This is a genomic window from Bradyrhizobium sp. ARR65, assembly GCF_000472385.1.
Lineage (GTDB): Bacteria > Pseudomonadota > Alphaproteobacteria > Rhizobiales > Xanthobacteraceae > Bradyrhizobium.
In genome coordinates, this window is sequence record NZ_AWZU01000044.1 from 1 (window position 1) to 20,265 (window position 20,265).

At 62.7% G+C, this 20,265-nt stretch carries 16 protein-coding genes; 9 read left to right on the top strand and 7 right to left on the bottom strand.

Going from position 1 to position 20,265, the window contains the following annotated elements; all coding sequences use genetic code 11:
- Window positions 1–556: 556 nt before the first annotated feature.
- Together F758_RS0133155 and F758_RS0133160 are read right to left on the bottom strand one after the other, a co-directional pair.
- Window positions 557–2,020: a SagB/ThcOx family dehydrogenase gene (locus F758_RS0133155; protein ID WP_024511912.1), complete on the bottom strand. Its 1,464-nt coding sequence runs from the start codon at window positions 2,018–2,020 to the stop codon at window positions 557–559.
- Between the two features lie 15 nt (window positions 2,021–2,035).
- Window positions 2,036–4,267, bottom strand: a complete 2,232-nt coding sequence (locus F758_RS0133160) for a TOMM precursor leader peptide-binding protein (RefSeq protein ID WP_024511913.1) — start codon at window positions 4,265–4,267, stop codon at window positions 2,036–2,038.
- A gap of 893 nt (window positions 4,268–5,160) precedes the next feature.
- Here F758_RS0133160 and F758_RS0133165 point away from each other — a divergent pair.
- Window positions 5,161–6,054 carry a VOC family protein gene (locus F758_RS0133165; protein ID WP_024511914.1) on the top strand — a complete coding sequence of 298 codons (894 nt, stop codon included), beginning with the start codon at window positions 5,161–5,163 and terminating at the stop codon, window positions 6,052–6,054.
- A 25-nt stretch (window positions 6,055–6,079) separates the two neighbouring features.
- On the opposite strand, the gene F758_RS0133170 is transcribed toward F758_RS0133165, so the two are convergent.
- The gene (locus F758_RS0133170; RefSeq protein ID WP_024511915.1) at window positions 6,080–7,234 is read right to left on the bottom strand and encodes an OpgC domain-containing protein; all 1,155 of its coding nucleotides are present in this window, start codon (window positions 7,232–7,234) and stop codon (window positions 6,080–6,082) included.
- A gap of 241 nt (window positions 7,235–7,475) precedes the next feature.
- Between F758_RS0133170 and F758_RS0133175 the strand changes: the two genes are divergently transcribed.
- The 4 genes from F758_RS0133175 to F758_RS0133190 all read left to right on the top strand — a co-directional run bounded on the left by F758_RS0133175 (window position 7,476) and on the right by F758_RS0133190 (window position 12,449).
- Complete coding sequence (locus tag F758_RS0133175; protein WP_024511916.1) at window positions 7,476–7,781, top strand: ETC complex I subunit; 306 nt, start codon at window positions 7,476–7,478, stop codon at window positions 7,779–7,781.
- A gap of 133 nt (window positions 7,782–7,914) precedes the next feature.
- On the top strand, window positions 7,915–9,519 hold the full coding sequence (locus F758_RS0133180; RefSeq protein WP_024511917.1) for a carboxyl transferase domain-containing protein: 1,605 nt from the start codon (window positions 7,915–7,917) through the stop codon (window positions 9,517–9,519).
- Window positions 9,520–9,521: 2 nt separating this feature from the next.
- A complete protein-coding gene (locus F758_RS0133185) occupies window positions 9,522–11,528 on the top strand; it encodes an acetyl/propionyl/methylcrotonyl-CoA carboxylase subunit alpha (protein WP_024511918.1) in 2,007 nt (668 codons plus the stop codon).
- 12 nt (window positions 11,529–11,540) lie between these two features.
- Complete coding sequence (locus F758_RS0133190; RefSeq protein ID WP_024511919.1) at window positions 11,541–12,449, top strand: hydroxymethylglutaryl-CoA lyase; 909 nt, start codon at window positions 11,541–11,543, stop codon at window positions 12,447–12,449.
- Window positions 12,450–12,455: 6 nt separating this feature from the next.
- Here the strand turns inward: F758_RS0133190 and F758_RS0133195 are convergent, their stop codons facing one another.
- The 3 genes from F758_RS0133195 to dctP are packed head-to-tail and all read right to left on the bottom strand — an operon-like array spanning window position 12,456 to window position 15,384.
- On the bottom strand, window positions 12,456–13,814 hold the full coding sequence (locus F758_RS0133195) for a TRAP transporter large permease (protein ID WP_024511920.1): 1,359 nt from the start codon (window positions 13,812–13,814) through the stop codon (window positions 12,456–12,458).
- A complete protein-coding gene (locus tag F758_RS0133200; protein ID WP_024511921.1) occupies window positions 13,811–14,365 on the bottom strand; it encodes a TRAP transporter small permease in 555 nt (184 codons plus the stop codon). Before F758_RS0133200 ends, F758_RS0133195 begins: the two co-directional genes overlap by 4 nt.
- Window positions 14,362–15,384 (bottom strand): TRAP transporter substrate-binding protein DctP, encoded by a 1,023-nt coding sequence (gene dctP, locus F758_RS0133205; protein WP_024511922.1) that lies wholly within the window; start codon window positions 15,382–15,384, stop codon window positions 14,362–14,364. Before dctP ends, F758_RS0133200 begins: the two co-directional genes overlap by 4 nt.
- A gap of 361 nt (window positions 15,385–15,745) precedes the next feature.
- Between dctP and F758_RS0133210 the strand changes: the two genes are divergently transcribed.
- On the top strand, window positions 15,746–15,982 hold the full coding sequence (locus F758_RS0133210) for a pentapeptide MXKDX repeat protein (protein WP_024511923.1): 237 nt from the start codon (window positions 15,746–15,748) through the stop codon (window positions 15,980–15,982).
- A gap of 886 nt (window positions 15,983–16,868) precedes the next feature.
- Here F758_RS0133210 and F758_RS0133215 read toward each other — a convergent pair.
- Window positions 16,869–17,222, bottom strand: a complete 354-nt coding sequence (locus F758_RS0133215) for a DUF6481 family protein (RefSeq protein ID WP_024511924.1) — start codon at window positions 17,220–17,222, stop codon at window positions 16,869–16,871.
- A gap of 1,036 nt (window positions 17,223–18,258) precedes the next feature.
- Between F758_RS0133215 and F758_RS51075 the strand changes: the two genes are divergently transcribed.
- The 3 genes from F758_RS51075 to F758_RS0133235 all read left to right on the top strand — a co-directional run bounded on the left by F758_RS51075 (window position 18,259) and on the right by F758_RS0133235 (window position 20,252).
- Window positions 18,259–18,459: a hypothetical protein gene (locus tag F758_RS51075; protein WP_245286663.1), complete on the top strand. Its 201-nt coding sequence runs from the start codon at window positions 18,259–18,261 to the stop codon at window positions 18,457–18,459.
- A 229-nt stretch (window positions 18,460–18,688) separates the two neighbouring features.
- Window positions 18,689–19,417, top strand: coding sequence for a hypothetical protein (locus F758_RS0133230; protein ID WP_024511926.1), 729 nt, complete (start codon window positions 18,689–18,691; stop codon window positions 19,415–19,417).
- 421 nt (window positions 19,418–19,838) lie between these two features.
- Window positions 19,839–20,252, top strand: coding sequence for an EF-hand domain-containing protein (locus F758_RS0133235; RefSeq protein ID WP_024511927.1), 414 nt, complete (start codon window positions 19,839–19,841; stop codon window positions 20,250–20,252).
- Window positions 20,253–20,265: the final 13 nt, after the last annotated feature.

Consider the following 20,265-nt stretch of genomic DNA (forward strand, 5'->3'; position numbering starts at 1 on the left):
AAACCACTGCGCAGGGAAGGCCGGAGTGTTCTCCGCCTACACCTGTGGTCTTCGCGCTCTTGCGCGTACTTTTTCGCGCGAGGGCCCACGGGTGCCGGCGGGCACCCGGTCTTCCCTGCGCCCTCTGATTTCAAAGAGGGTGGCTATAAGCAAAAGCTCGGGCGCGAAATGCGCCGCGGGAATGCGAACGCGTATCCTAATGCTGTTTGAAAATTGAATCCGTGTACGTCGCGACCCATAAGCACAGGCCATGGTTGTTGCGAAGTTCGACCACCCATCGCGACGGACAAAGTCCGCTGTCCGGATCTCCGCCTGGTCGTGACGACAGGCCGGCCAAAACGAAAATGGATGCCCCCGAGCGTGCTCGGGGGCGTCCTCCCGGGGGCATCCTCAAGTCAAAGCGGTATTCCGGGGAAGGAACGCCCGCGTGCGGATAGAAGAAGCTGATTGCGGCCCGCCCGTCTTTGCGCTGGATCAATTACAAGGCCAAGTCGGCCGTTCGCCGCGCTGTAGAGCGGCGAAGGCGCGCGCCGCTCGGCTTTGCGGTCTTCGCCGCTCAATCCGTGGCGTCCGTCCCGGCGCCGCGGCCGAGGGCAAACTGGCCGACCGGACCTTCGGCGTGGAACGGCAGCCCCGTCGTCCTGGCGAACAGCTCGATATTGCCTGTGCCGATGGCGCAGCCGCCAAGGCCCATATCCGTGGCGGTCAGATAGAACGTCTGCACCATTGCCCCGACGTCCTTCAGGATCAGGGAGTAGGCGATTGCGCTGTATTTCCAGGACAAGCGGCCGAACCGTGCGGCAATGGTGATCAGCACTTGCGGCAAGGTGGCTGCATCCATGGCGAATTGAGCCGCGCCAAGCATTGCCTCCAATTCTGCCGCAGCAGCCCCGATCGTGACCAGCGCATGGGCGGATGCATCATAGTGATAGAAGCCGCGCGACAGGCCGGCGCAATTGGCGACGGCGAGATAGAGCTCGAGTTCATAGGCGCTGCCGGCGGACGGGTATGGACGAGAGGTAAAGCCGACGATCGGACCGCCGCCATCAAAATCAACCGGGCTCTCCCAGCGCGACAGGACGCGGGCGGTGGCATCGAGAAACTGCCCGAGCTCGGCCAGCGTGATCGGGTTGGCCTCGTCGAAGTCGCGCACCGAGTGACGCTCGCGCAAGAGCTTTGGCATCGGCATTGGCGCGCGTGTCGGCGGCTCGAACCCGCTCAACTCGATCCTGTTGCCCGGCCAGCTTGGCCGCTCGGCCGGCAGCGGCGCGATCAGGCCGGCGTAAGGGTAGAGCCCGCCCAGTGGATTGGCCTGCCGCCCCTCCGTCGAGCGGGTGTGGAAGAGGAGATCGTGGAAGTCCCACAGCACGAGATTGTCGTCGCCTTCCTGCGGCCGCAGGCCGTCGCCGTCCTTGGCATCGAGCGTCAGCAGGATCTGGCAAGCGGCGAGCAGCGCGAACAGCTCAGGCCCTGGAAATCCGCGCTGCTGCCGCAGGGTCGCAAGCTTTTGCGGCTTCGACAGTCGGGCAAGAAAGCTCGCAACGGTCGGATCGCAGATCTGAAACAGCGCTGCGGCGCGCGGCGACTCCAGGACCAGCGCATTGCCGCGGCGGCGCAGATAGGCAAAGCGGGAGAGCACGACGGTATCGCTGGCGCGCAGCTTTGCGGCCTGCGGCCAGTAATCCGCAACCTGCGGCTCGATGACGGCCAGATGCTTTTTTCCGCGCGACAGCGGGTACTCGATCAACCCGCTGCGGGCGAGGCGCCGGACCAGTGCAGCGATCTCCCGGTCGAGCGGTTTGCGAGCGGCGGCGAGAGAGCCAAGCGGCAGGCCGGCGCGCAAGCCTGCCGCTTGCTTGATCGCTCCTGCGCTGAACGGGCCAAGGTCGAGCGGATAGCCGTCGACGCTGGCGGCGAGACGGCCGTCGCCCTGCGCCTCCAGGCCGACCCGCTCGTTCAGTCTTGCGGACAGCGTCGCGCTTTGCGTCTTTCGCCCTGTTTTCTTGGAAGGAGCACGCAAGGAATCCGGTTTCCGTCAGGTGTGCGGGAGGAACGGCGTCAGCTCGCTCTCCAGCCGCGGGCGGTCGAGCAGGCCGAGCTTGACCGGGATATCGTACAGCCGGCCGGGGCCAAAGCGGCGATAGAAGTGGCGCAAGCCGGGCACGATCACGCGCGCCACCGGCACGCCGACGTCGGGGCGGGTCTGGTCGAGCACCAGAAAATCGTAACCCGCTTCGCGGGCGACATCGACGCAGGCCTCGACCTGGCCGCGGCTGTTATCGGCGAGCTTGAGGCCCGGCGCCGGCGGCACGACTGGATTTTCGGCCGGAAGGAGGAACGGGTAGTTCTCGAGCCGCAGCGGGGTGACGCCGTCGAGCGACGGCTTCTCGCCGCTGGCGCCGCCCATCATGCCGATGGCCAGGAACTGGTTCAGCTCGGTCAGCGCGCGCAGAAGCGCAATGCGGCGATCGAAATGCGCGCCCGAGCCGAACTCGATGTTCTCGTGACCATCCTGGATCCAATGCATGATGGCGACATAGGTCGGCACGCCGAGATCGCTGGTGACGTCGAGCACCCAGACCTTGCGTCCGGCGGCGGCGAACTGCGATCTGAGATCGCGGACATAGGAATCGTCGAACTGGTCGAGATCGAGCTCAGCGCGGCGCACCTGGTTGTACCACCAGATCGCGTAGGCATCTCGTTCCACCAACTCGAGGAAACCCTGGACGATAGCTTCCTCCAGCGTATTGCCGGCGGCGCAGCCGTTCGAATCCGTGTGCGCATCGTGGTAGAAAAAATACGCGAGGCCCGTCGGGACGTAGCGGAAGCGGTGATCGCGGAGCGACCAGACCGGTGTCCATTCGATCTTCTCGGATGGATCGAGCGGCGGGGGCACGGGATGCTGATCGTCTGCTTGCGGATCGAGCCGCGTCTCGAACTGCCTTTGGCTGAAGAGCTGGACGTCGTTGGGGAGGATCGCTTCGCCCGGCGCAAAATCGGTGAAGCGCCGCTTGATCCTGATCTCGTCGCCTTGGAAAATTCCGGAATAGCGCTCGATCGCTTCCATCAGCGCGCTGGCTTCCGCCTGCTCCGCGGTCGAGCCCTTGCCGAAACTGCCGCCCTGCAATCCGGACCGGAGCTGGTCGAGGCTCTGCGCCGGGGCGGAGAAATTGTGCTGGGCGAAGAAGTTGGTGTTGAGCGGCAGGTCGGCCTGGATACGCTCGAGCTTCTTCACCACGCCGGTGAGCGGGCTCACATGCCTGCGAAAGCGCGCCACCGTGGCCTGGGAAGTAACGGTGCGATAGCCGCCGCTGGTCATGACCAGTTTGGCGCCGGGCCCGAGTTCGATCGGCTTGGGGGCGCGACGCGGGTTCTGCAGCTTTCGTTCCCCGCAATCGGGACATTGCGGCCGTTTCGCCACGTAGTGTCTTGCGACCGTCGCGCCCAGAAGGTCGAAGCTTGCGATGTGATCGTTAAGATCGGTGCGAAAGCCGGAGGCGATCGCTTTGGCGATTTCGACCGCAGCGAAGTGAACAGCGTTTTGACCAAAGGGCTTGCGCACGAGCGGCGAGACCGCAACGGGCCGTGCCGGCCCGCGCTCGAGAAAACCCTTGATCTCGCGATTCCTGATCATACGGTCGAACATACACGTCCAGCAGGCGTTCTCTGGCGGATTGAACACCGGCCCGACCAGCGGAAAGACGCCGGACGGTTGGGCCAGCAACCACGGCGTCCCATCGGTCACCCGCTGCTTGTTCAGTTCAGCGAGCCGCCGCTCCAGATAGTCGTTGACGAGGGTGACGGTGAGATCGGGCGATCGATTGACGATGTTGACGCCGAGATCGCGCAACGCCGTGGTCAGCTCCTTGGCGCCGTCCACATCGATCGCCTCGATGCGCACGCGACACGTCTTGAGAGCCTCTGCGGCGGTCGCCGGAGGAAGGCCGAGGCTCGCCCAATAGCCGGCCACAGGGGCGGTGAAGGAATTCGAAACGGGCACGACGTAGCCGCGCTCGATCAGACGCTTGAGCGCTTCCTCGATCTGACTGTCCGGGAATTTGGGTTTCAGCCTGGCGAGCAGTTGTTGCTGGCTCTTTCCGCGATCCCCGATCGCCTCTGCGAGCGCGCAATAGAGCGCGCCGTGAAGGAAGAATTTGCGATCCTCGGAATAGAGACAGACGACATCGCCGGGCAGCACATAGGCAGTGAAATTCGGCGCGAACTGCAGAACGGCGTCGGCCTTTTTGGTGTTGCGTTTGGCGGTCATCGTGTCAGCACACGCACTCTATCGATGAAGGTACAGCGCCGGAGCATGCCGGCTTCCGCGGCGGGCAGGCGTTCTCATCCTGACCGCGCGCTAGCACGTTTCGCCGTGCTTGGAAATATGCTCGGTCTGCGGCGGCAGAGGCCGCCAAGCCATGGGCGGCGACAGCGCTGTGACGGGCACATGAATTGGCCGGGTCCCTTATCGAGCCCGGCCAATGAAATAAGCGCTTGTTGCTGCGCAATCAGAATGTGCCGCGGTTTAGCACCAACGGCATACGCCCCAAGACGCACAGCAGGCGCCGCAACCAACGCAGCCGCCACAACGGCAGCCCCTGCAGCCGCAACCGCGGCAGCCACAACCGCGGCAACCGCCACAGCGGCAGCCCCAGGCCATCTGCTGCACACCACCGGTGCCGCTCTCTTTATCGAAGAGATGGAAGGTCGCGAGGCTGACGTCGGCGATTTCCTCCTCGCCGAGAACGAAGCGCTGATTCGGCACGGTGTTCAGCGATTGCGGGACGTCTGCTGTGGGCATCGTAGACGCGGATGCGCTTCCCACCATAGAAAGGCCCAGTCCAGCGGCACCCAATGCCGGCACGGCAGCAGCTTTGGTCACGCGCTTCCGTTTCGAAGCTTGCTTCACCCGTGGCATCGTCGCATCCTCCATACCTGTCAGAAGTGTTTTCAAACTCCAGCCAATAAATTCTACGCTTGGCTCGTTCGCTAGGCAAGTTAGATGGCTTCACTAACTCGTTGTAGTGTATTCAGTTCCTGTTCATCTTGATGAATCACATGCTGAATAAAAACGTTCACAATCATGATCGCACGCGCGACGCGTGCACGTTGCGATGCGTTGCCGCATTTGGTTGTTGAGGCGATCGGAGAGAGTTCTGAATGGTCGATCATCCCGCGACCTTTGCCTGGTACGAACTGCTGACGATCGATTTGCCGGCAGCGCAAGCGTTCTATCGTGACGTTGTCGGCTGGGATGTGCAGGACGCCTCCACGGCAAAATTCGCTTACCGGGTCTTTAGCATCGACGACATGCCGATAGCAGGCCTGATGGAGCTGCCGCCAGAAGGACGCGAAAAGGGTGCTATGCCGCGGTGGGTTGGTTATGTCGCGGTGCAGGACGTGGACGGTGCGGTCGAGCGGCTCAGAGATCTCGGGGGCGCGATATATGTACCGCCGACCGACAGCAACATCGGCCGCATCTCGGTTGTCGCCGATCCGCAGACGGCAACGTTCGCCTTGGCCAAAGGGCTAAAATATGGCGGTGCGCCTGCTGGGGAGGCGAGTGAGCTTGGCCGTGTGGGCTGGCACGAGCTCCTCGCCGCCGATGGCAGGTCGGCCTTTGATTTCTACAGCGCGTTGTTCGGTTGGGAGAGAGCGCGGGCTGAAGCTGCTCCGCTCGACTCGTATCAACTGTTTGCCGCGGGCGGGCGCACGCTCGGTGGCATGTTCACCAAGTTTGCTGCCACGCCGGTGCCGTTCTGGCTCTACTATTTCGATGTCGCCGACCTCGACGATGCCATTGAGCAAGTGAAGTCGGCAGGCGGCCGGATCGCGCAGGGACCGGTCGAACTATGGGACGGAACCTGGATTGCCCGCTGCATCGACCCGCAGGGGGCGATGTTCGCACTGCAGGGCAAGCGCAATCCGGACTCGTCCGGGCGGTCCAGCGAGCCGGCGTCCGATGCGACGCTCGCCTGGTCCACGGCTTGGGGCGGTATCTCTTCCCGCGGCCGGCTGATTGGCGACAAGCCCAAGGGCAGAGGACGCCGATGAAGCGCTTCGCCACCTACAGCCTTTCCTAGGTCGGCTTGGGGGCTGCTGCCGCGGCCTTTGCCGCCGGTTTATCCTGCCGCTTCGACCAGGAGATGTAATAGGCAACCGTGGTCATGATGGCGATGCCGGCGACGCTGACCAGGACCTGGGCAAGGAACGAGCCGGAGCTGAGCGTCAGCGTGAAATGAGCGACGAAGGACAAGAAGACGCCGACACAGAACACCGCCAGCGACTGCTGGCCGCAGACGATGGCCGGATCGAAAACCGGCCACTCCAGGCCCGGCCAGGTCTTCGGAATGAAGCGGACCACAAGCATCGCGATGACGATGAAATGGAGGAAGCGATAGGGCGCCATGTAGGTCTTATCGTTCGGATTGAACGTCGAATACAGCCAATCCGGGAACAGCGCTCCGAAGTCCGGAAAGCGGCCAGCCATCGTCATGATCAGCGCAAAGATCAGGTAGGCGATGCCGAGATAAAGCGCAGCCTTGGAATTGATGATCCAGGCTGCCCGCTTGGCACCGCCGAGCGCGCACCACGAGCCGAACACGAACAGCACCTGCCAAGCATACGGATCGAAGTACCATACGCCCGCAGGATAGGCGGTGAAATTCCAGCCGAAATGCCGGGCGACCAGCCAGAGCGCGATCGACGCCGCCATGGTGAGGTCGGGCTGGCGCAGCATGAACCACAGCACCGGCGGGAAAAACCCCATCAGCACAATGTAAAGCGGCAGCACGTCCAGATTGACCGGCTTGAATTTGAGCAGCAGCCCTTGACCCAGGGTTTCCGTGGCATGGTCGACGAGGCCTGCGACATTGAACTCGTTGATCAGCTCGGAATCCATGAAACGCCGCGCCAGGAAACTGATCGCCACGATGTAGATCACGAACAGGATGACATGGGCGACGTAGAGCTGCCAGACCCGCTTGGTGAGGCGGGTCGCGCCGACGATGAAGCCGCGTTCGATCATCATCCGCGCGTACACGAAAGAGGCGGTGTAGCCCGAAATGAAAACGAACAGATCGGCAGCGTCGGAAAACCCCCAGTTCCGAGTCGTGATCCAGTTCACGACGTTATCAGGAATATGATCCAGGAAAATCGCCCAGTTCGCGATGCCGCGAAACAGGTCGAGGCGGAGATCGCGTCCTTTTTCCGGCAGGGTGGCGTTGATCTTCATGGGCGTTTCGCGGGTAAAGTTGTTTCTTGAAATTGAAGCCGGCCGGGGCCCTTGCCGCCCCAGCTTGTCACGGTGCTGTGTCGCGATTGTCACAGCGCGACAGAGTGACTATACCGGGCGGGCGAGGGTAACTTCCCGGGTAGAGGAATCACCGTTCAAAACCACGAGCGGTGGCTCTAGCCTATCTTGGACGTTTCGACCACGCCCTTCAATACGGCTTTTTTCGAGGTCCCGACCATCCATGACTGCACGGATTTTCAAGCCCGCCAAAAACGCCATGCAATCGGGTAAGGCCAACATCTTGGATTGGCAGCTCGACTATGAGCCGGAGCAGCCGCGCGCCATCGAGCCCCTGATGGGCTGGACCTCCTCGACCGACATGAAGCAGCAGGTCACCTTGCGCTTCCATACCAAAGAAGAGGCTATCGCCTACTGCGAACGCAAGGGCATTCCCTATCAAGTGATCGAGCCGAAGGAGCCGGTCCGGCGCCCGGTTGCCTATGCCGACAATTTTTCGTTCCGGCGCGGTGAACCCTGGACGCACTAGCCGCTGCGGGGGCGCTGCTGACCCCGCGGGCCCGCTCTGCCCCACGGCCACACCGGAGTTGCCGAGGCGGCTTTGCAATGACACCTTAACGCAAGCCGCCCTCGATCGCGGCATTTCATGAATCGCCAAAGCCATGCCGCTGCATTCCAGTATCGATCCCGCATCACCGGATTTCGCGCGCAATGCTGAGGCCATGCGCGCGCTGGTTACGGATCTAACCGAGAAACTGACGACCGTCGCAGGGGGCGGCGGCGAGGCTTCCCGAGCCCGGCATACGTCGCGTGGAAAGATGCTGGCGCGTCAGCGCGTCGACCTGCTGGTCGATCCCGGCACGGCCTTTCTCGAATTGTCGCCGCTCGCCGCTTTCGGTCTCTATGGTGGCGACGTGCACTCCGCCAGCATCATCACTGGGGTTGGACGGATTGCGGGGCGCGAATGCGTCATCGTGGCTAACGATGCCACGATCAAGGGCGGCACCTATTACCCGATGACGGTTAAGAAGCACCTGCGCGCGCAGGACATCGCGCGCCAGAACAATCTTCCTTGCGTCTACATGGTGGATTCCGGCGGCGCGTTTCTGCCGCTGCAGGACGAGATCTTCCCCGACGAACGACATTTCGGCCGCATCTTCTACAACCAGGCGCAGATGTCGGCACTTGGCATCCCCCAGATCGCCATAGTCATGGGCTCCTGCACGGCCGGTGGCGCCTATGTACCGGCGATGTCGGATGAGAGCATCATCGTTCGCAATCAGGGCACGATCTTCCTCGGCGGGCCGCCTCTGGTGAAAGCTGCGACCGGCGAGGTGGTCAGCGCGGAGGAACTCGGTGGTGCCGACGTGCATTCGCGCCAGTCTGGCGTCACCGATCATTACGCCCAAGACGACGCGCATGCGATCGGGATCGCACGGCGCATCGTCGGTACGCTCAAGCCGCCGCGGCACAATGTGCTGAATATGCGCGAGCCGCGCGAGCCGCTATTTCCGACGGAAGAAATTTACGGTGTGGTCCCGGTCGACGGTCGAAAGCCGTTCGACGTGCGCGACATCATCGCGCGGATTGTGGATGGCTCTGAATTCGACGAGTTCAAGAAGCTGTACGGCCAGACACTCGTCTGCGGCTTCGCCCATATCTGGGGTTACCCGGTCGGCATTATCGCCAACAACGGCATTTTGTTCAGCGAAAGCTCGCTAAAGGGCGCGCATTTCATCGAACTCTGCTGTCAGCGGGGCATTCCGCTGGTGTTCTTGCAGAACATCACGGGCTTCATGGTCGGCAAAAAATACGAGGCCGGGGGCATTGCGCGTGATGGCGCGAAACTCGTGACTGCCGTCGCAACAGCTTCGGTGCCGAAATTCACGGTCGTGATCGGCGGCTCTTATGGTGCCGGCAATTACGGCATGTGCGGGCGCGCTTACAGCCCGCGTTTCCTCTGGATGTGGCCGAACGCGCGAGTCTCGGTGATGGGCGGTGAGCAAGCGGCCATGGTGCTGAGCCAGGTCCGGCGCGACAATATCGAAGCCAAGGGGGAGATCTGGTCGGCGGAAGAGGAGGAGGCGTTTCGCTCGCCGATCCGCGCGCAATATGAAAGCCAGGGCAATCCCTATTATGCGACCGCGCGGCTATGGGATGACGGTGTGATCGATCCGGCCGACACGCGGCTGATCCTGGGACTCGGTCTTTCCGCCGCCGCGAATGCGCCGATCGAACCCACGAAATTCGGACTGTTCAGGATGTGACGATGGATCGTTCCAAGTTGTACCGTCGCTTCCGCACGCTGCTCATTGCCAATCGCGGAGAGATCGCAGTCCGGGTGATCCGCACCGCCAAACGGATGGGCCTGCGCACGGTCGCCGTCTATTCCGAGGCTGACCGCGGAGCCATGCATGTCGAGACGGCCGACGAGGCCGTGTTGCTCGGGCCTGCGCGGGCCCGCGACAGTTATCTCGACATTGCGCGGGTGATCGAGGCCGCGCGCATGACCGGGGCGGAGGCAGTGCATCCTGGCTACGGTTTCCTTTCCGAGAATGCGGAATTCGCGCAAGCCTGTGCGGAAGCCGGCATCGTCTTCGTTGGCCCGACCGCCGAGATGATGACCGCAATGGGATCGAAATCCGGCTCCAAGGCTTTGATGGAAAAGGCGGGCGTGCCATTGGTGCCGGGCTATCACGGTGAGGCGCAGGACGCGCCGATACTCGCGAATGCCGCCAACAAGATCGGCTTTCCGGTGTTGGTCAAGGCGTCCGCGGGCGGCGGTGGACGCGGCATGCGGATCGTGCGCTCGGCAGACGAGCTTTCTGCCGCGATCGTCAGCGCCAAGCGCGAGGCCAAGGCTGCCTTTGGCGACGACCGCCTCTTGATCGAAAAATTCGTCGATAATCCCCGCCATATCGAAGTGCAGATCGTCGGCGACAGCCACGGCAATCTGTTGTCGCTGTTCGAGCGCGAATGCACTTTGCAGAGGCGGCACCAAAAGGTGATCGAAGAGGCGCCATCGCCGACGCTCAACGCCGCGCAGCGTGAGGCGGTCTGCGCTGCCGCGCGGAAAGCCGCAGGCGCGGTCAACTATGTCGGCGCGGGCACGATCGAGTTCGTCTCGGACGGCAAGGACGTGTTCTTCATCGAGATGAACACCCGCCTGCAGGTCGAACATCCGGTGACGGAACTGATCACCGGCATTGATCTCGTCGAATGGCAGTTGCGCGTTGCCTTCGGCGAAAAGCTGCCGCTGACCCAGGATCAGATCAGGTTGAATGGTCACGCCATCGAAGCGCGCATCTATGCGGAAAATCCCGCCAGGAATTTCATGCCTTCCGTCGGGAAGATCAACGCTTGGCGACTTCCCGAAGAGAGCGAGGGTTTGCGCATCGATGCGGGCTATCGGGCGACCGATACGGTCTCGCCCTATTACGATGCCATGCTTGCGAAGATGATCGCCTGGGCGCCTACGCGCAGGGACGCGATCGAGCGGCTTAACCGCGGTCTGCAGGAGACCGACATCCGCGGTGTGATCACCAATATTCCGTTTCTCGCGGCATTGGTCAGCCATCCGCAAGTTGCTGCCAACACGATCGATACCGGTTTCATCGAGCGCGAATTGCAGGCGTTGACGCCTGCCCCGCCACCTGCGAGCGAACTCGAACTGTGCGCAGCCGTGGCGGCGCTTCTCGGCGAGGAAGCGGAAGCAGCAAAGGCCGAGGTGCATTCGCCCTGGCAGAGCTTTGGCTGGATGCCGGTCGGCCGCCGCGAGCGGGTATTTTCGTTTCGGCAAGGCCACGCGGCTGAGCGGAAGGTGACCCTGCGCTATGGCAAGGGGCCGCTGACGCTTGCGATCGACGGCCGCGAGTATAGCTTTGCGTTCAGCCGAGCCGAACGCGACAGCTTTGATCTCACGCTCGATAACGTGAGAACGCCTGTCGTCGCGATGATCGACGGACATGAGCTTTACCTGCGGACCCGCAACGGGCGCTTCGAATTGCATTGGGTCGATCCGTTCGGCGGGGAAACGGAGGAGCAGACCGGCGAGGACAAGATCATAGCGCCATTGCCCGGAACGGTCGTCGCGGTACTCGCAGAAGAGGGTGCTAAACTGGAGAAAGGCGCCGCGATCCTTACGCTGGAAGTCATGAAGATGGAGCAGACCCTGCGGGCGCCGTTTGCCGGCGTCCTGAAGGCCATTAGGTGCAGGGTCGGCGACATCGTGCAGGAAGGCGTGGAACTTGCCGAGGTCGAGCCTTCGGGCGAATGAGCCGGATATCGAATGACCGACGTGCGCATCATCGAAATGGGGCCGCGCGACGGCCTGCAGAACGAGAAGACGCCCATCAGCGTCGCCGACCGCATCGCCTTTGTCGAGCGGCTGGTTGATGCGGGCTTGCGCACCGTGGAGGTCGGCGCCTTCGTCTCACCCAAGGCGATTCCCCAAATGGTGGGGTCGGATGAGGTGCTACGCAGCGTCGGCCACATTGGAAACGCTGAATTCCATGTTCTGGTGCCGAACGAGAAGGGCTACGAGGCCGCGCGCGGCGCGGGCGCCAAAGTCGTTTCGGTATTCGCCGCGGCCTCGGAAGGCTTTTCGCGTGCCAACATCAATTGCTCGATTGCGGAATCGATCGAGCGCTTCAAGCCGGTGTTGGCACGCGCGAGAGCTGATGGCCTCAAGGTGCGCGGCTATGTTTCCTGCGTGCTGGGCTGCCCGTTCGACGGCGAGATCAGGCCGCAGGCGGTAGCCGATGTTGCAGGAAAATTGTGGGAGCTCGGCTGTTACGAGATCTCGCTGGGCGACACGATCGGAGTTGGCACGCCGCTCAAAGCCAAGCAGATGCTGCGCGCCGTTGCCGATCACGTGCCTGCGGGCAACCTCGCGATGCATTTTCATGACACCTATGGCCAAGCCTTGGCGAACCTGTACGCCGGCATGGAAGAGGGCATTCATGTGCTTGACGCCGCGGCGGGCGGGCTGGGTGGCTGCCCATACGCGCCGGGAGCCACCGGCAATGTGGCGACCGAAGACGTGGTCTACATGCTCGAGGGCATGGGCATCAGGACGGGCGTCGACATGGAAAAGTTGCTGGCGGCGACCAATGAGATCAGCCGCCTGCTCGGGCGCCCGCCGGTCAGCCGCGTGGCCACGGCGCTGAATGCGAAGAAGAGACGGGCAGTCACCTAGCACGTGCTATCTCGCCCCCTCCGGCCCCATGATCAGGTCGGGCAGCCAGGTCGAAATCTCCGGCACGAAGCACAGCACCAGAACCGCGGCCATCATCAACAGCACGAACGGCAGGGTCCCCCAGATCACCTCGCGCAGGGGAATATCGGGCGCGACATTGCGGATAACAAAGATGTTCAGCCCCACCGGCGGGTGGATCAGTCCCATCTCCATCACGATGGTCATGATGATGCCGAACCAGATGATGTCGAAATTGGCCGCCCGCAGCGGCGGCAGGATGATCGGCGCGGTCATCAGGATGATCGAGACCGGCGGCAGGAAGAAGCCAAGCACAATGACCAACAGCAGGATCGCCGCAAGCAGCTCCCAGCGCGGCAGGTGCATTGCGACGATGGCTTCCGCCGCCGATTGCGAGATGTGCAGATAGCTCATCACGTAGGAATAGAGCAGCGACATGCCAATGATCAGCATCAGCATGGTGGATTCGCGAATGGTCGAGGTCAGGATCGGGGCGAGATCGGTCGGCCGCCACACGCCATAGATCATCGCGATCAGCCCGAGCGCCAAGATCCCGCCGAGCCCAGCGGTCTCGGATGGCGTCGCGTAACCGCCATAGAGCGCGATCATCACGCCGGTCAACAGCAGCACGAAGGGAATGACGCGGGGCAGGGCGCTGAACCGCTCCGCCAGCGTGAACTCGTCTCGGGTGAGAATGGCAGCGGGAGGCCCGCCCTTGTTGTAGACGGCTTCGGCTGCGGCGTATTCCCGGCGGAAGCGGATCACGGCATAGGCGCCGAACAGCGACACCAGCAGCAGCCCCGGCCCGATGCCGGCAAGAAACAGGCGGCCCAGCGATTTCTCCGCGGCGACCGCGAACAGGATCATGGTGATGGAGGGCGGCAGCAGGATCCCGAGGGTGCCGCCGGCGGCGATGATGCCGGCCGCGAACCCGCCGGAATAACCGCGCTTGCGCATCTCCGGGATTCCGGCCGATCCGATCGCGGAGCAGGTCGCGGGCGAGGAGCCTGCCATTGCCGCAAACAGCGCGCAGGCAAACACATTGGCAACGCCAAGGCCGCCGGGCACGCGGTGCAGCCACGCATGCAGGGCGGAATAGAGATCCTGACCGGCACGGGACTTGCCGATCGCGGCGCCCTTCAAGATGAAGAGCGGGATCGACAACAAAGTGATCGAGGCCATTTCCTCGTAGACATTCTGCGTCACCGTATCGAGCGACGCCGTGGGCATATAAATGCCCATGAACACGACCGCGACCGCGCCGAGCGCGAACGCGATCGGCATGCCGGAAAACATCGCAACCAGCGTTGCGACCCCGTAGCTCAAACCAATGCCGAACACACTCATCGGCGCGAAGCCCCCGCAAGCGGCGTGATGATCTGCAGCAAGAGCTGCAGGCACAGAAGCGTCATGCCGCACGCCATCAGCGCATAGGGAATGGCGAGCGGCGGCGACCACATCGAGTTGGAAACCTGGCCGTCGACATAGGCCTCCTGCGTCAGGGTCCAGGACTTCCAGGTGAAGAAGGCGCAGAACAGGAAGCTGGCGAGATCGACGAGCCAGAGGCGGATGCGATTGGCAAGCGGCGAGAGTAGCCCGACGAAGGCTTCGATGCTGACATGACCGCGCTTTGCCTGTACGTAGGCCGACGTCATGAAGGTGGCGCCAACCAGCAGAAACACCGCGGCCTCGTCTTGCCAATAATTGGCGGCCTGAAACAGCGCGCGGCCGATCACGCTGTAGCTCAGGATCACGCAGGCCGCGATCAGGGCGATCGCGGCGAAAACGAGAATGACGTTGTTGAGCAGCGCGAGCCCGCTTTCGAGAGCGGCCACCAGCGCGCTGCCGGTGGCCGCCTCGGAGGCGTCCTCACGACCCGGAAGGGGACCGTGGATCATGTGTTGACGTTGGAGGCCAGTTTCAGAAGGTTGGCAGCGGCTGCGGTCTTGGCCCCATAGTCCTTCCACGCAGTGTCGCGGGCGATGTCACGCCATTTGTTGACGGTCGCGAGATCGAGCGGAGCGACCTTCGCGCCGGCCTTCTCGTAGACTTTGGCGACCTCGACATCATCCTCCTGTGCGCCCTTACGCCCGAAGGCCTCGAGCTCGCTGCCGACAGCGACAATGATGTCCTGGTGGTTCTTCGGCAGTTTGTCGAACACCGCCTTCGACATCATCAGCGGCTCCAGCATGAACCAGTAGGACGCACCCGCGCCCGAGGTCAGCGCCTTGGAGACTTCCTCGAGCCTGAACGAGATCAGGCTGGTCGAGGAGGTGATGCCGGCGTCGCAGGCGCCGGTCTGCATCGCCTGATAGATTTCGTTCGAGGGCACCGATAGCACGGAGGCGCCCGCCGTCTGCAGCACCATGTCCATTTCGCGTGAGCCGCCGCGTACCTTCATGCCCTTGGCGTCCTCGGGCGCGACGATCGCCCGTGACCGGCTGGCGACACCGCCGGCCTGCCAGACCCAGGAGAGCAGAATGATGCCTTTATCGGCAAGAAAATCGCTCAGTGCCTTGCCGACCGGCTCCGTCTTCCAGCGCATCCCCTGATCGTAGGTTGCAACCAGGCCGGGCATCAGGCCGATATTCGTCTCCGGCAGTTCGCCGCCGGCATAAGGCATGGGATAGAGGCTGATATCGAGCGCCCCCTTGCGCATCGCGGAGAACTGCGCGTTGGTCTTGATCAGCGAGGAATTGGGATAGATTTCGGCGGAAATGTCGCCGCCGCTACGTTTTGCCACTTCAGCGGCAAACATACGGCAAAGCCGGTCGCGGAAGTCGCCCTTGTCGATGGTGCCGCCGGGGAATTGGTGCGAGATCTTCAGCGTGGTTGCGGCCTTTGCGGTGCCGACTCCAAACCGGAGGATGGCGGGGGCAGCAAGCGCTGATGCGATGAGATGACGGCGTGTAAGCATGGAAAACGTCCCCTTTAATGCAACCGTTGAGCAGGTTTTCAACCCGGCCTTGTGCATCACCTTAGCCGGAATGCAACCCGCATTTCTCTAATCTGATAGTTGGAACCTCGCCGCGATTGGCGGCAGCATTTTGTTGCGGCGCACACTCGCTCCAACCCCTGCCGATGTGCGCGCGCACTAACACGTCCATCACGGGCGAAATTGTGTCGAAGCGGCAAAACCACCCCTTGCGCCGGCCGCAAAAAAGCCGGGACTGCGAAAATTTTACAGATCGCCGCGTAACAAACGTCGCTGTGGCGGCGTCGAGCAGGGAGGCGGCGTCAGTCGCTTGCAAAAACCAGCTCTTGAAGGGATGACCATCATGACCATTCGCACTCGTATCGCGCTCGCTGTTTCGGTCGCCGCAGTTTCGCTCAGCCTGACGCTCGCTCCCGCAGCCTTCGCCGATGACACCATGAAAAAGGACACGATGTCCAAGGACAGCATGTCGCATGACAGTATGAAGAAGGACACCATGTCGAAGGACAGCATGAAGAAGGGCGACGCGATGTCCAAGGACGGCATGAAAAAAGATGACGGGATGATGAAAAAGAACTGAGCGCAGCGCGCCAATTCTTCGTGCTGGCTTTTCGCCAGGACGAGGTCGGAGACCTTCCGATTGAATTTTTAGACCGTGCACATCGCCATGGCCGTCCACGATGGGGAGACAACAGTCCGCATTCTCGCGGCGCCGTTCGCGCCCGAGGTTTGCATTTTCATGTCCCTCCAAGAATACAGAGGGCGCAGGGAAGGCCGGGTGCCCGCCACACCCGCGGCCCCCGCGCAACAAGAATGCGCGGGGCAGAAGCCACAGGTTAGGCGGAAGCAGTCCGGCCCTCCCTGCACGAGTGGTTTACGGCTTATTTCGCGCTCTTCCCCCTGAACCAGCTTGTTTGCCACCGTCGCCCGCGCATCATCTTGCGCGGACTTGGCGCCTGCATGGGCGCGCCAGAACCACACGACTTCGCCGTCCGCATCAATGCCGCACGTCTTACGGCATATCCGCGGCCACCGCATTCCGCCCCACGTTCGTGACGACGCGTAACGCCCCTCATGCCGGCGCGGAACGGGCATAGTAATCCTCAATTTCTGAAAAAACGAAAGCGGAATATTTTTGCGGGAAGATCTTGAACGCACCGATCCGCTTGAGGCGCTTTGCGAAATTGGTTTTTACGCGCGGTCACTTTCCCGCGGTTTTGACCACGTGATCGACACGGCACCGATGAAGTGGGACAGATTTGCCGTCGGAGCGATTTGCCCGGCGGGCGCTCTCCGCTGTCATTCCGGGGCAGCCCTCAGGGCTCCGCCCGGAATCCCTAACCGCTGGTGCGTGTTGTTTGAAAACAGTCATCGAGCTGCGCGTCCAACAATGATGGCCTGTGGTTATGGATTCCGGGCTCGCGCTTTCGCGTGTCCCGGAATGACGCACACGGCCGGTGCCGAACCTACTTCCGCTTGCCTCGCGCTTTACGCGCGGCGTAGCGCGCGTCGCGCTTGGCTTTCTGTTCGGCCAGAAGCGCAGCCTGCCGTGCTTCTTCTTCTTCCTTTTCGCGCGCGATGCGCGCGGCTTCGAGCGCTGCGGCCTCTTCCTCGCGGCGCTTCTGTTCCGCCTTGGCGGCCTCGCGCTCCTGTCGCACGCGCTCACGGTTGGCGGCGATCGCCTCGCGCTCGGCGCGGCGTCGCGCGACCTCGGGATCATCGGGGCCGGGCTGCTCGCGGAATCTCTTGAGAAGATTTTCCCGCGCGCGCTGCGCCGCTTTCTGCCGGTCTGCGAAACCGGGTTCTTTGAATCCACTCATCGAATGGGCCTTGTTACGTCACTCTTCGTTGTTGCAATTGGCTGTGTCGCGCACCGCGAGGTAAGGCGCGAAATCGGCAGGGATTTACCGCGTCGCGGGCCGAGAAGCCACCATCTTGCGCGCGCGTTGGCTCATCAAAATCGAACAAAAATTGCCGAATTGTGATTTCATTCACAGGTACTTGCACAAACTCCGGCCTAGGGTGCGGCTGCTCAAAGAGGAGTGGCGGCCATGGCCGTTCGATCGCAAAACCGCAAGGCAGTTGCGTGGATCGTTTGGGTGGCGGCTTGTGCGGCAGGTGTTGCAGTTGCGCTCAGTTATCCAAGGCCGGTCTCCCATCCGGTTCTCGGCGCTGGCTGGCATTGCAGCCGCACGGCTTTCCTGACGCGTTGTATCCGGGATGATCACAAGTCGCCGGTCGTCGACACCAGCCGCCATATCGACGGGGCGGTGCTTCGGCGGGTGTGAGCTGAGGCGGTAGCCCCTTGCCTGTTTCTCTCGATTTGCTTTTGAGCTATTCCTTGACGCATGGCAGGGCCATGCCGTCGCCGGCATTGCGACAGGGGCGGTCCAGACCTCCTGGATGGTGATCGTCGCCTGGCTGATGCTTCGCCGCGGCAGCAGATCGCCGAAGCAATGACTTCATCGGCGCCGCATTCGTTGGTGCAGCCGATCGAGCCGCAAGCATTGCCATCCGGCGTCTTGGCCTAGAGGCCGGCGGCCGGCCCCGGTGGACCTTGGGCGCCGATGCGTCCGGCCGCCCCGGGCGGGGGGCCAGCCCCTGACGTTCTGGCGGTCCGGCGGCGCTGGCCGGACTGGGCAGCCCGGATCTCGCTTGTCGCCTTTAGCCCCTTCGAAGCACCCAGAGGGGGAGCCGCACGATCACGCCGAGCACCGCAAAAGCAGATACCATCGATGTCCTTCATCCCCTGCCGCCCGTTTCGCGCGAGCTCTGCCTGGGGAACCGGTCGACATGAACCCACCACAATTGCGCTGGCCGCCAAAGCGCGTGCCCTTATGTTAGGCGCGGAGCAAGATGGCAGAAGGCTGCGAACGGAGCATGGCTGAACCTGAACAAGGCGACAATCGCCGTGGCGCGATCGTGGGGCTCGTAATCGCCGTTGTCTTGCTCGGCGTGGGCCTCTGGCTCGCGCGCGAGCTCAGCTCGGCCAGCAAGCTGCAGGATTGCGTGATGTCGGGCCGGACCAATTGCAACGTGATCGAGCCCGCGCGATAAGGGTCTTGAGTGCGGATTCGCCAAGCGCAATCCGCCAACCGACGACGCAAAATTGTCTTGATCTTACATATTTGTAACAAGACAACGCGCGAGAAGCTGTCAGCAATGGAGGCGTGCCCGTCTCTTCACGTTTGAGAGCTGGGGCACGCTAGGGATTGAGCATGACTTGTTCGGAAAGCCACTATCCGCTCTTCCGGATCATGCTCTGATAAAAGGGGGAATGCGAGACATGAACGCGTCCAGCCGAACAAGATTGGTCTTGCCGCTGATTTCGCTGATGGCTGTATGGGCTGTTCCGGCGCAGGCGCAGGAATCGAAATTCGGGAACCCGGGCCAGCCGCCAGCCAATCAGGCCGCGCCGGGAAGGCCGGCTATGCAGGCCCATCCTGCGCGTCCGGGCGGTGGTGGGCCGGGCAGGGCCGCCGATGCGCGTTTCGCGCACGGTGCTGTCGTGGCGCGCGACTTTGGCGGCCATGCCTATCGTGGCCGCGTCGACTGGCACGGCGGGCGCTGGCGCCATGAGATGCACGACGGCCGCATGGGCTGGTGGTGGGATGTCGGCGGCGTCTGGTACTACTACCCCGAGCGGATGGACGGGCCGCCGACTTACATCTCCGAGGACTATGCCGACGACGTGGTTTATGCGGATGCGCCGCCGCCCGACGCTTATGCGCCGCCGACTGCGGCCTATGCGCCCCCGCCGCCACCTCCACCGCCGCCAGCGCCGGATCCGGGTGCGAGCGCCCTTGGCGGCGCAATTGTCGGTGGCGTGCTGGGCGGGCTGTTGACCGGACACGCTTCGGGCGCGGCAGCCGGCGCCGTCATCGGCGGCGCGACCGGCGCGATCGCTGGCGCCACCGCTGCGTCACGGCCCGGCTACTATCTTGCGCAGGGCAATTGCTATTACCGCTATCCGAACGGCCAATACGTGCAGGCCGATCCGCGCTGGTGTTATTGAGCAGAACTAGCCGTTGAAGTTCTGCGAAAGCCGGAGCGCGCGCAAAACGCGCTCCGGCTTTCGTCTGTCCGAGTGAGCGCGCGAGCGCGATGCACGATTAGCCGCTCGGGACGAGTTTCGGAGTGAGCAGCGCGGTGAAATTTTGGCCGCGTGTGTTAACTACGTCACACAACGTTGCCGCGAATCAGCTTATCCTGCATGCCTTTCTCCCTGGACTGGACCCGTCGCGAATGGCGGGCCCTTTTTGATCTGGCAACTGGTCCCAGTCCCCGTCTGCTCTCCTGACATCGACGACACAATCGCCTCGTTAGCCGCGGCGCGTTCTTTTGCATCCAGGCAGCGCATTACAAGCTTTAGGATCAATATCATTCGTGCGGAATTAATCGGGCCTGGAAGCTGTGTTCTTCTGAGGAGGTTCCAAATGCACAGGCGCGTCGTTCCTCTGCTCACGATACCTGCCCTCATTCTGGCATTTGGCGCGTCCGGTGCGATGGCACAGGACCGCATGATGCCCGCGCCAGATCAGCAACAAGTGCAATCGCACCCAATGGGCCAGGAGGGTGCCGGTCCGATGGGAGGCCAGGGAGGCATGATGGGGGGACACACGATGGGCCGGGGTATGATGGGAGCCGGTATGATGGGCCACGGCATGATGGGGCCGCCCCCGATCATGTTGCGCATCATGTTCGCCCTGATCGACACCGATAGCGACGGCACCATCTCCCTGCAGGAGTTTCAGGCGGCGCACGAACGAATCTTCAAGGCCATGGATGCCAACAAGGATGGCACACTGACCCTGGAGGAGATGCAGGCGTTCATGCACCCGCAGCATTAAAGCGCGCCCTGCG

What these genes read in the sequence shown, in the direction of transcription:
- F758_RS0133160 (WP_024511913.1), bottom strand. Translation starts at nt 4,267, where the DNA reads ATGACCGCCAAACGCAACACCAAAAAGGCCGACGCCGTTCTGCAGTTC.
- F758_RS0133165 (WP_024511914.1), top strand. Translation starts at nt 5,161, where the DNA reads ATGGTCGATCATCCCGCGACCTTTGCCTGGTACGAACTGCTGACGATC.
- F758_RS0133170 (WP_024511915.1), bottom strand. Translation starts at nt 7,234, where the DNA reads ATGAAGATCAACGCCACCCTGCCGGAAAAAGGACGCGATCTCCGCCTC.
- F758_RS0133175 (WP_024511916.1), top strand. Translation starts at nt 7,476, where the DNA reads ATGACTGCACGGATTTTCAAGCCCGCCAAAAACGCCATGCAATCGGGT.
- F758_RS0133180 (WP_024511917.1), top strand. Translation starts at nt 7,915, where the DNA reads ATGCCGCTGCATTCCAGTATCGATCCCGCATCACCGGATTTCGCGCGC.
- F758_RS0133185 (WP_024511918.1), top strand. Translation starts at nt 9,522, where the DNA reads ATGGATCGTTCCAAGTTGTACCGTCGCTTCCGCACGCTGCTCATTGCC.
- F758_RS0133190 (WP_024511919.1), top strand. Translation starts at nt 11,541, where the DNA reads ATGACCGACGTGCGCATCATCGAAATGGGGCCGCGCGACGGCCTGCAG.
- F758_RS0133195 (WP_024511920.1), bottom strand. Translation starts at nt 13,814, where the DNA reads ATGAGTGTGTTCGGCATTGGTTTGAGCTACGGGGTCGCAACGCTGGTT.
- F758_RS0133200 (WP_024511921.1), bottom strand. Translation starts at nt 14,365, where the DNA reads ATGATCCACGGTCCCCTTCCGGGTCGTGAGGACGCCTCCGAGGCGGCC.
- dctP (WP_024511922.1), bottom strand. Translation starts at nt 15,384, where the DNA reads ATGCTTACACGCCGTCATCTCATCGCATCAGCGCTTGCTGCCCCCGCC.
- F758_RS0133210 (WP_024511923.1), top strand. Translation starts at nt 15,746, where the DNA reads ATGACCATTCGCACTCGTATCGCGCTCGCTGTTTCGGTCGCCGCAGTT.
- F758_RS0133215 (WP_024511924.1), bottom strand. Translation starts at nt 17,222, where the DNA reads ATGAGTGGATTCAAAGAACCCGGTTTCGCAGACCGGCAGAAAGCGGCG.
- F758_RS51075 (WP_245286663.1), top strand. Translation starts at nt 18,259, where the DNA reads ATGGCAGAAGGCTGCGAACGGAGCATGGCTGAACCTGAACAAGGCGAC.
- F758_RS0133230 (WP_024511926.1), top strand. Translation starts at nt 18,689, where the DNA reads ATGAACGCGTCCAGCCGAACAAGATTGGTCTTGCCGCTGATTTCGCTG.
- F758_RS0133235 (WP_024511927.1), top strand. Translation starts at nt 19,839, where the DNA reads ATGCACAGGCGCGTCGTTCCTCTGCTCACGATACCTGCCCTCATTCTG.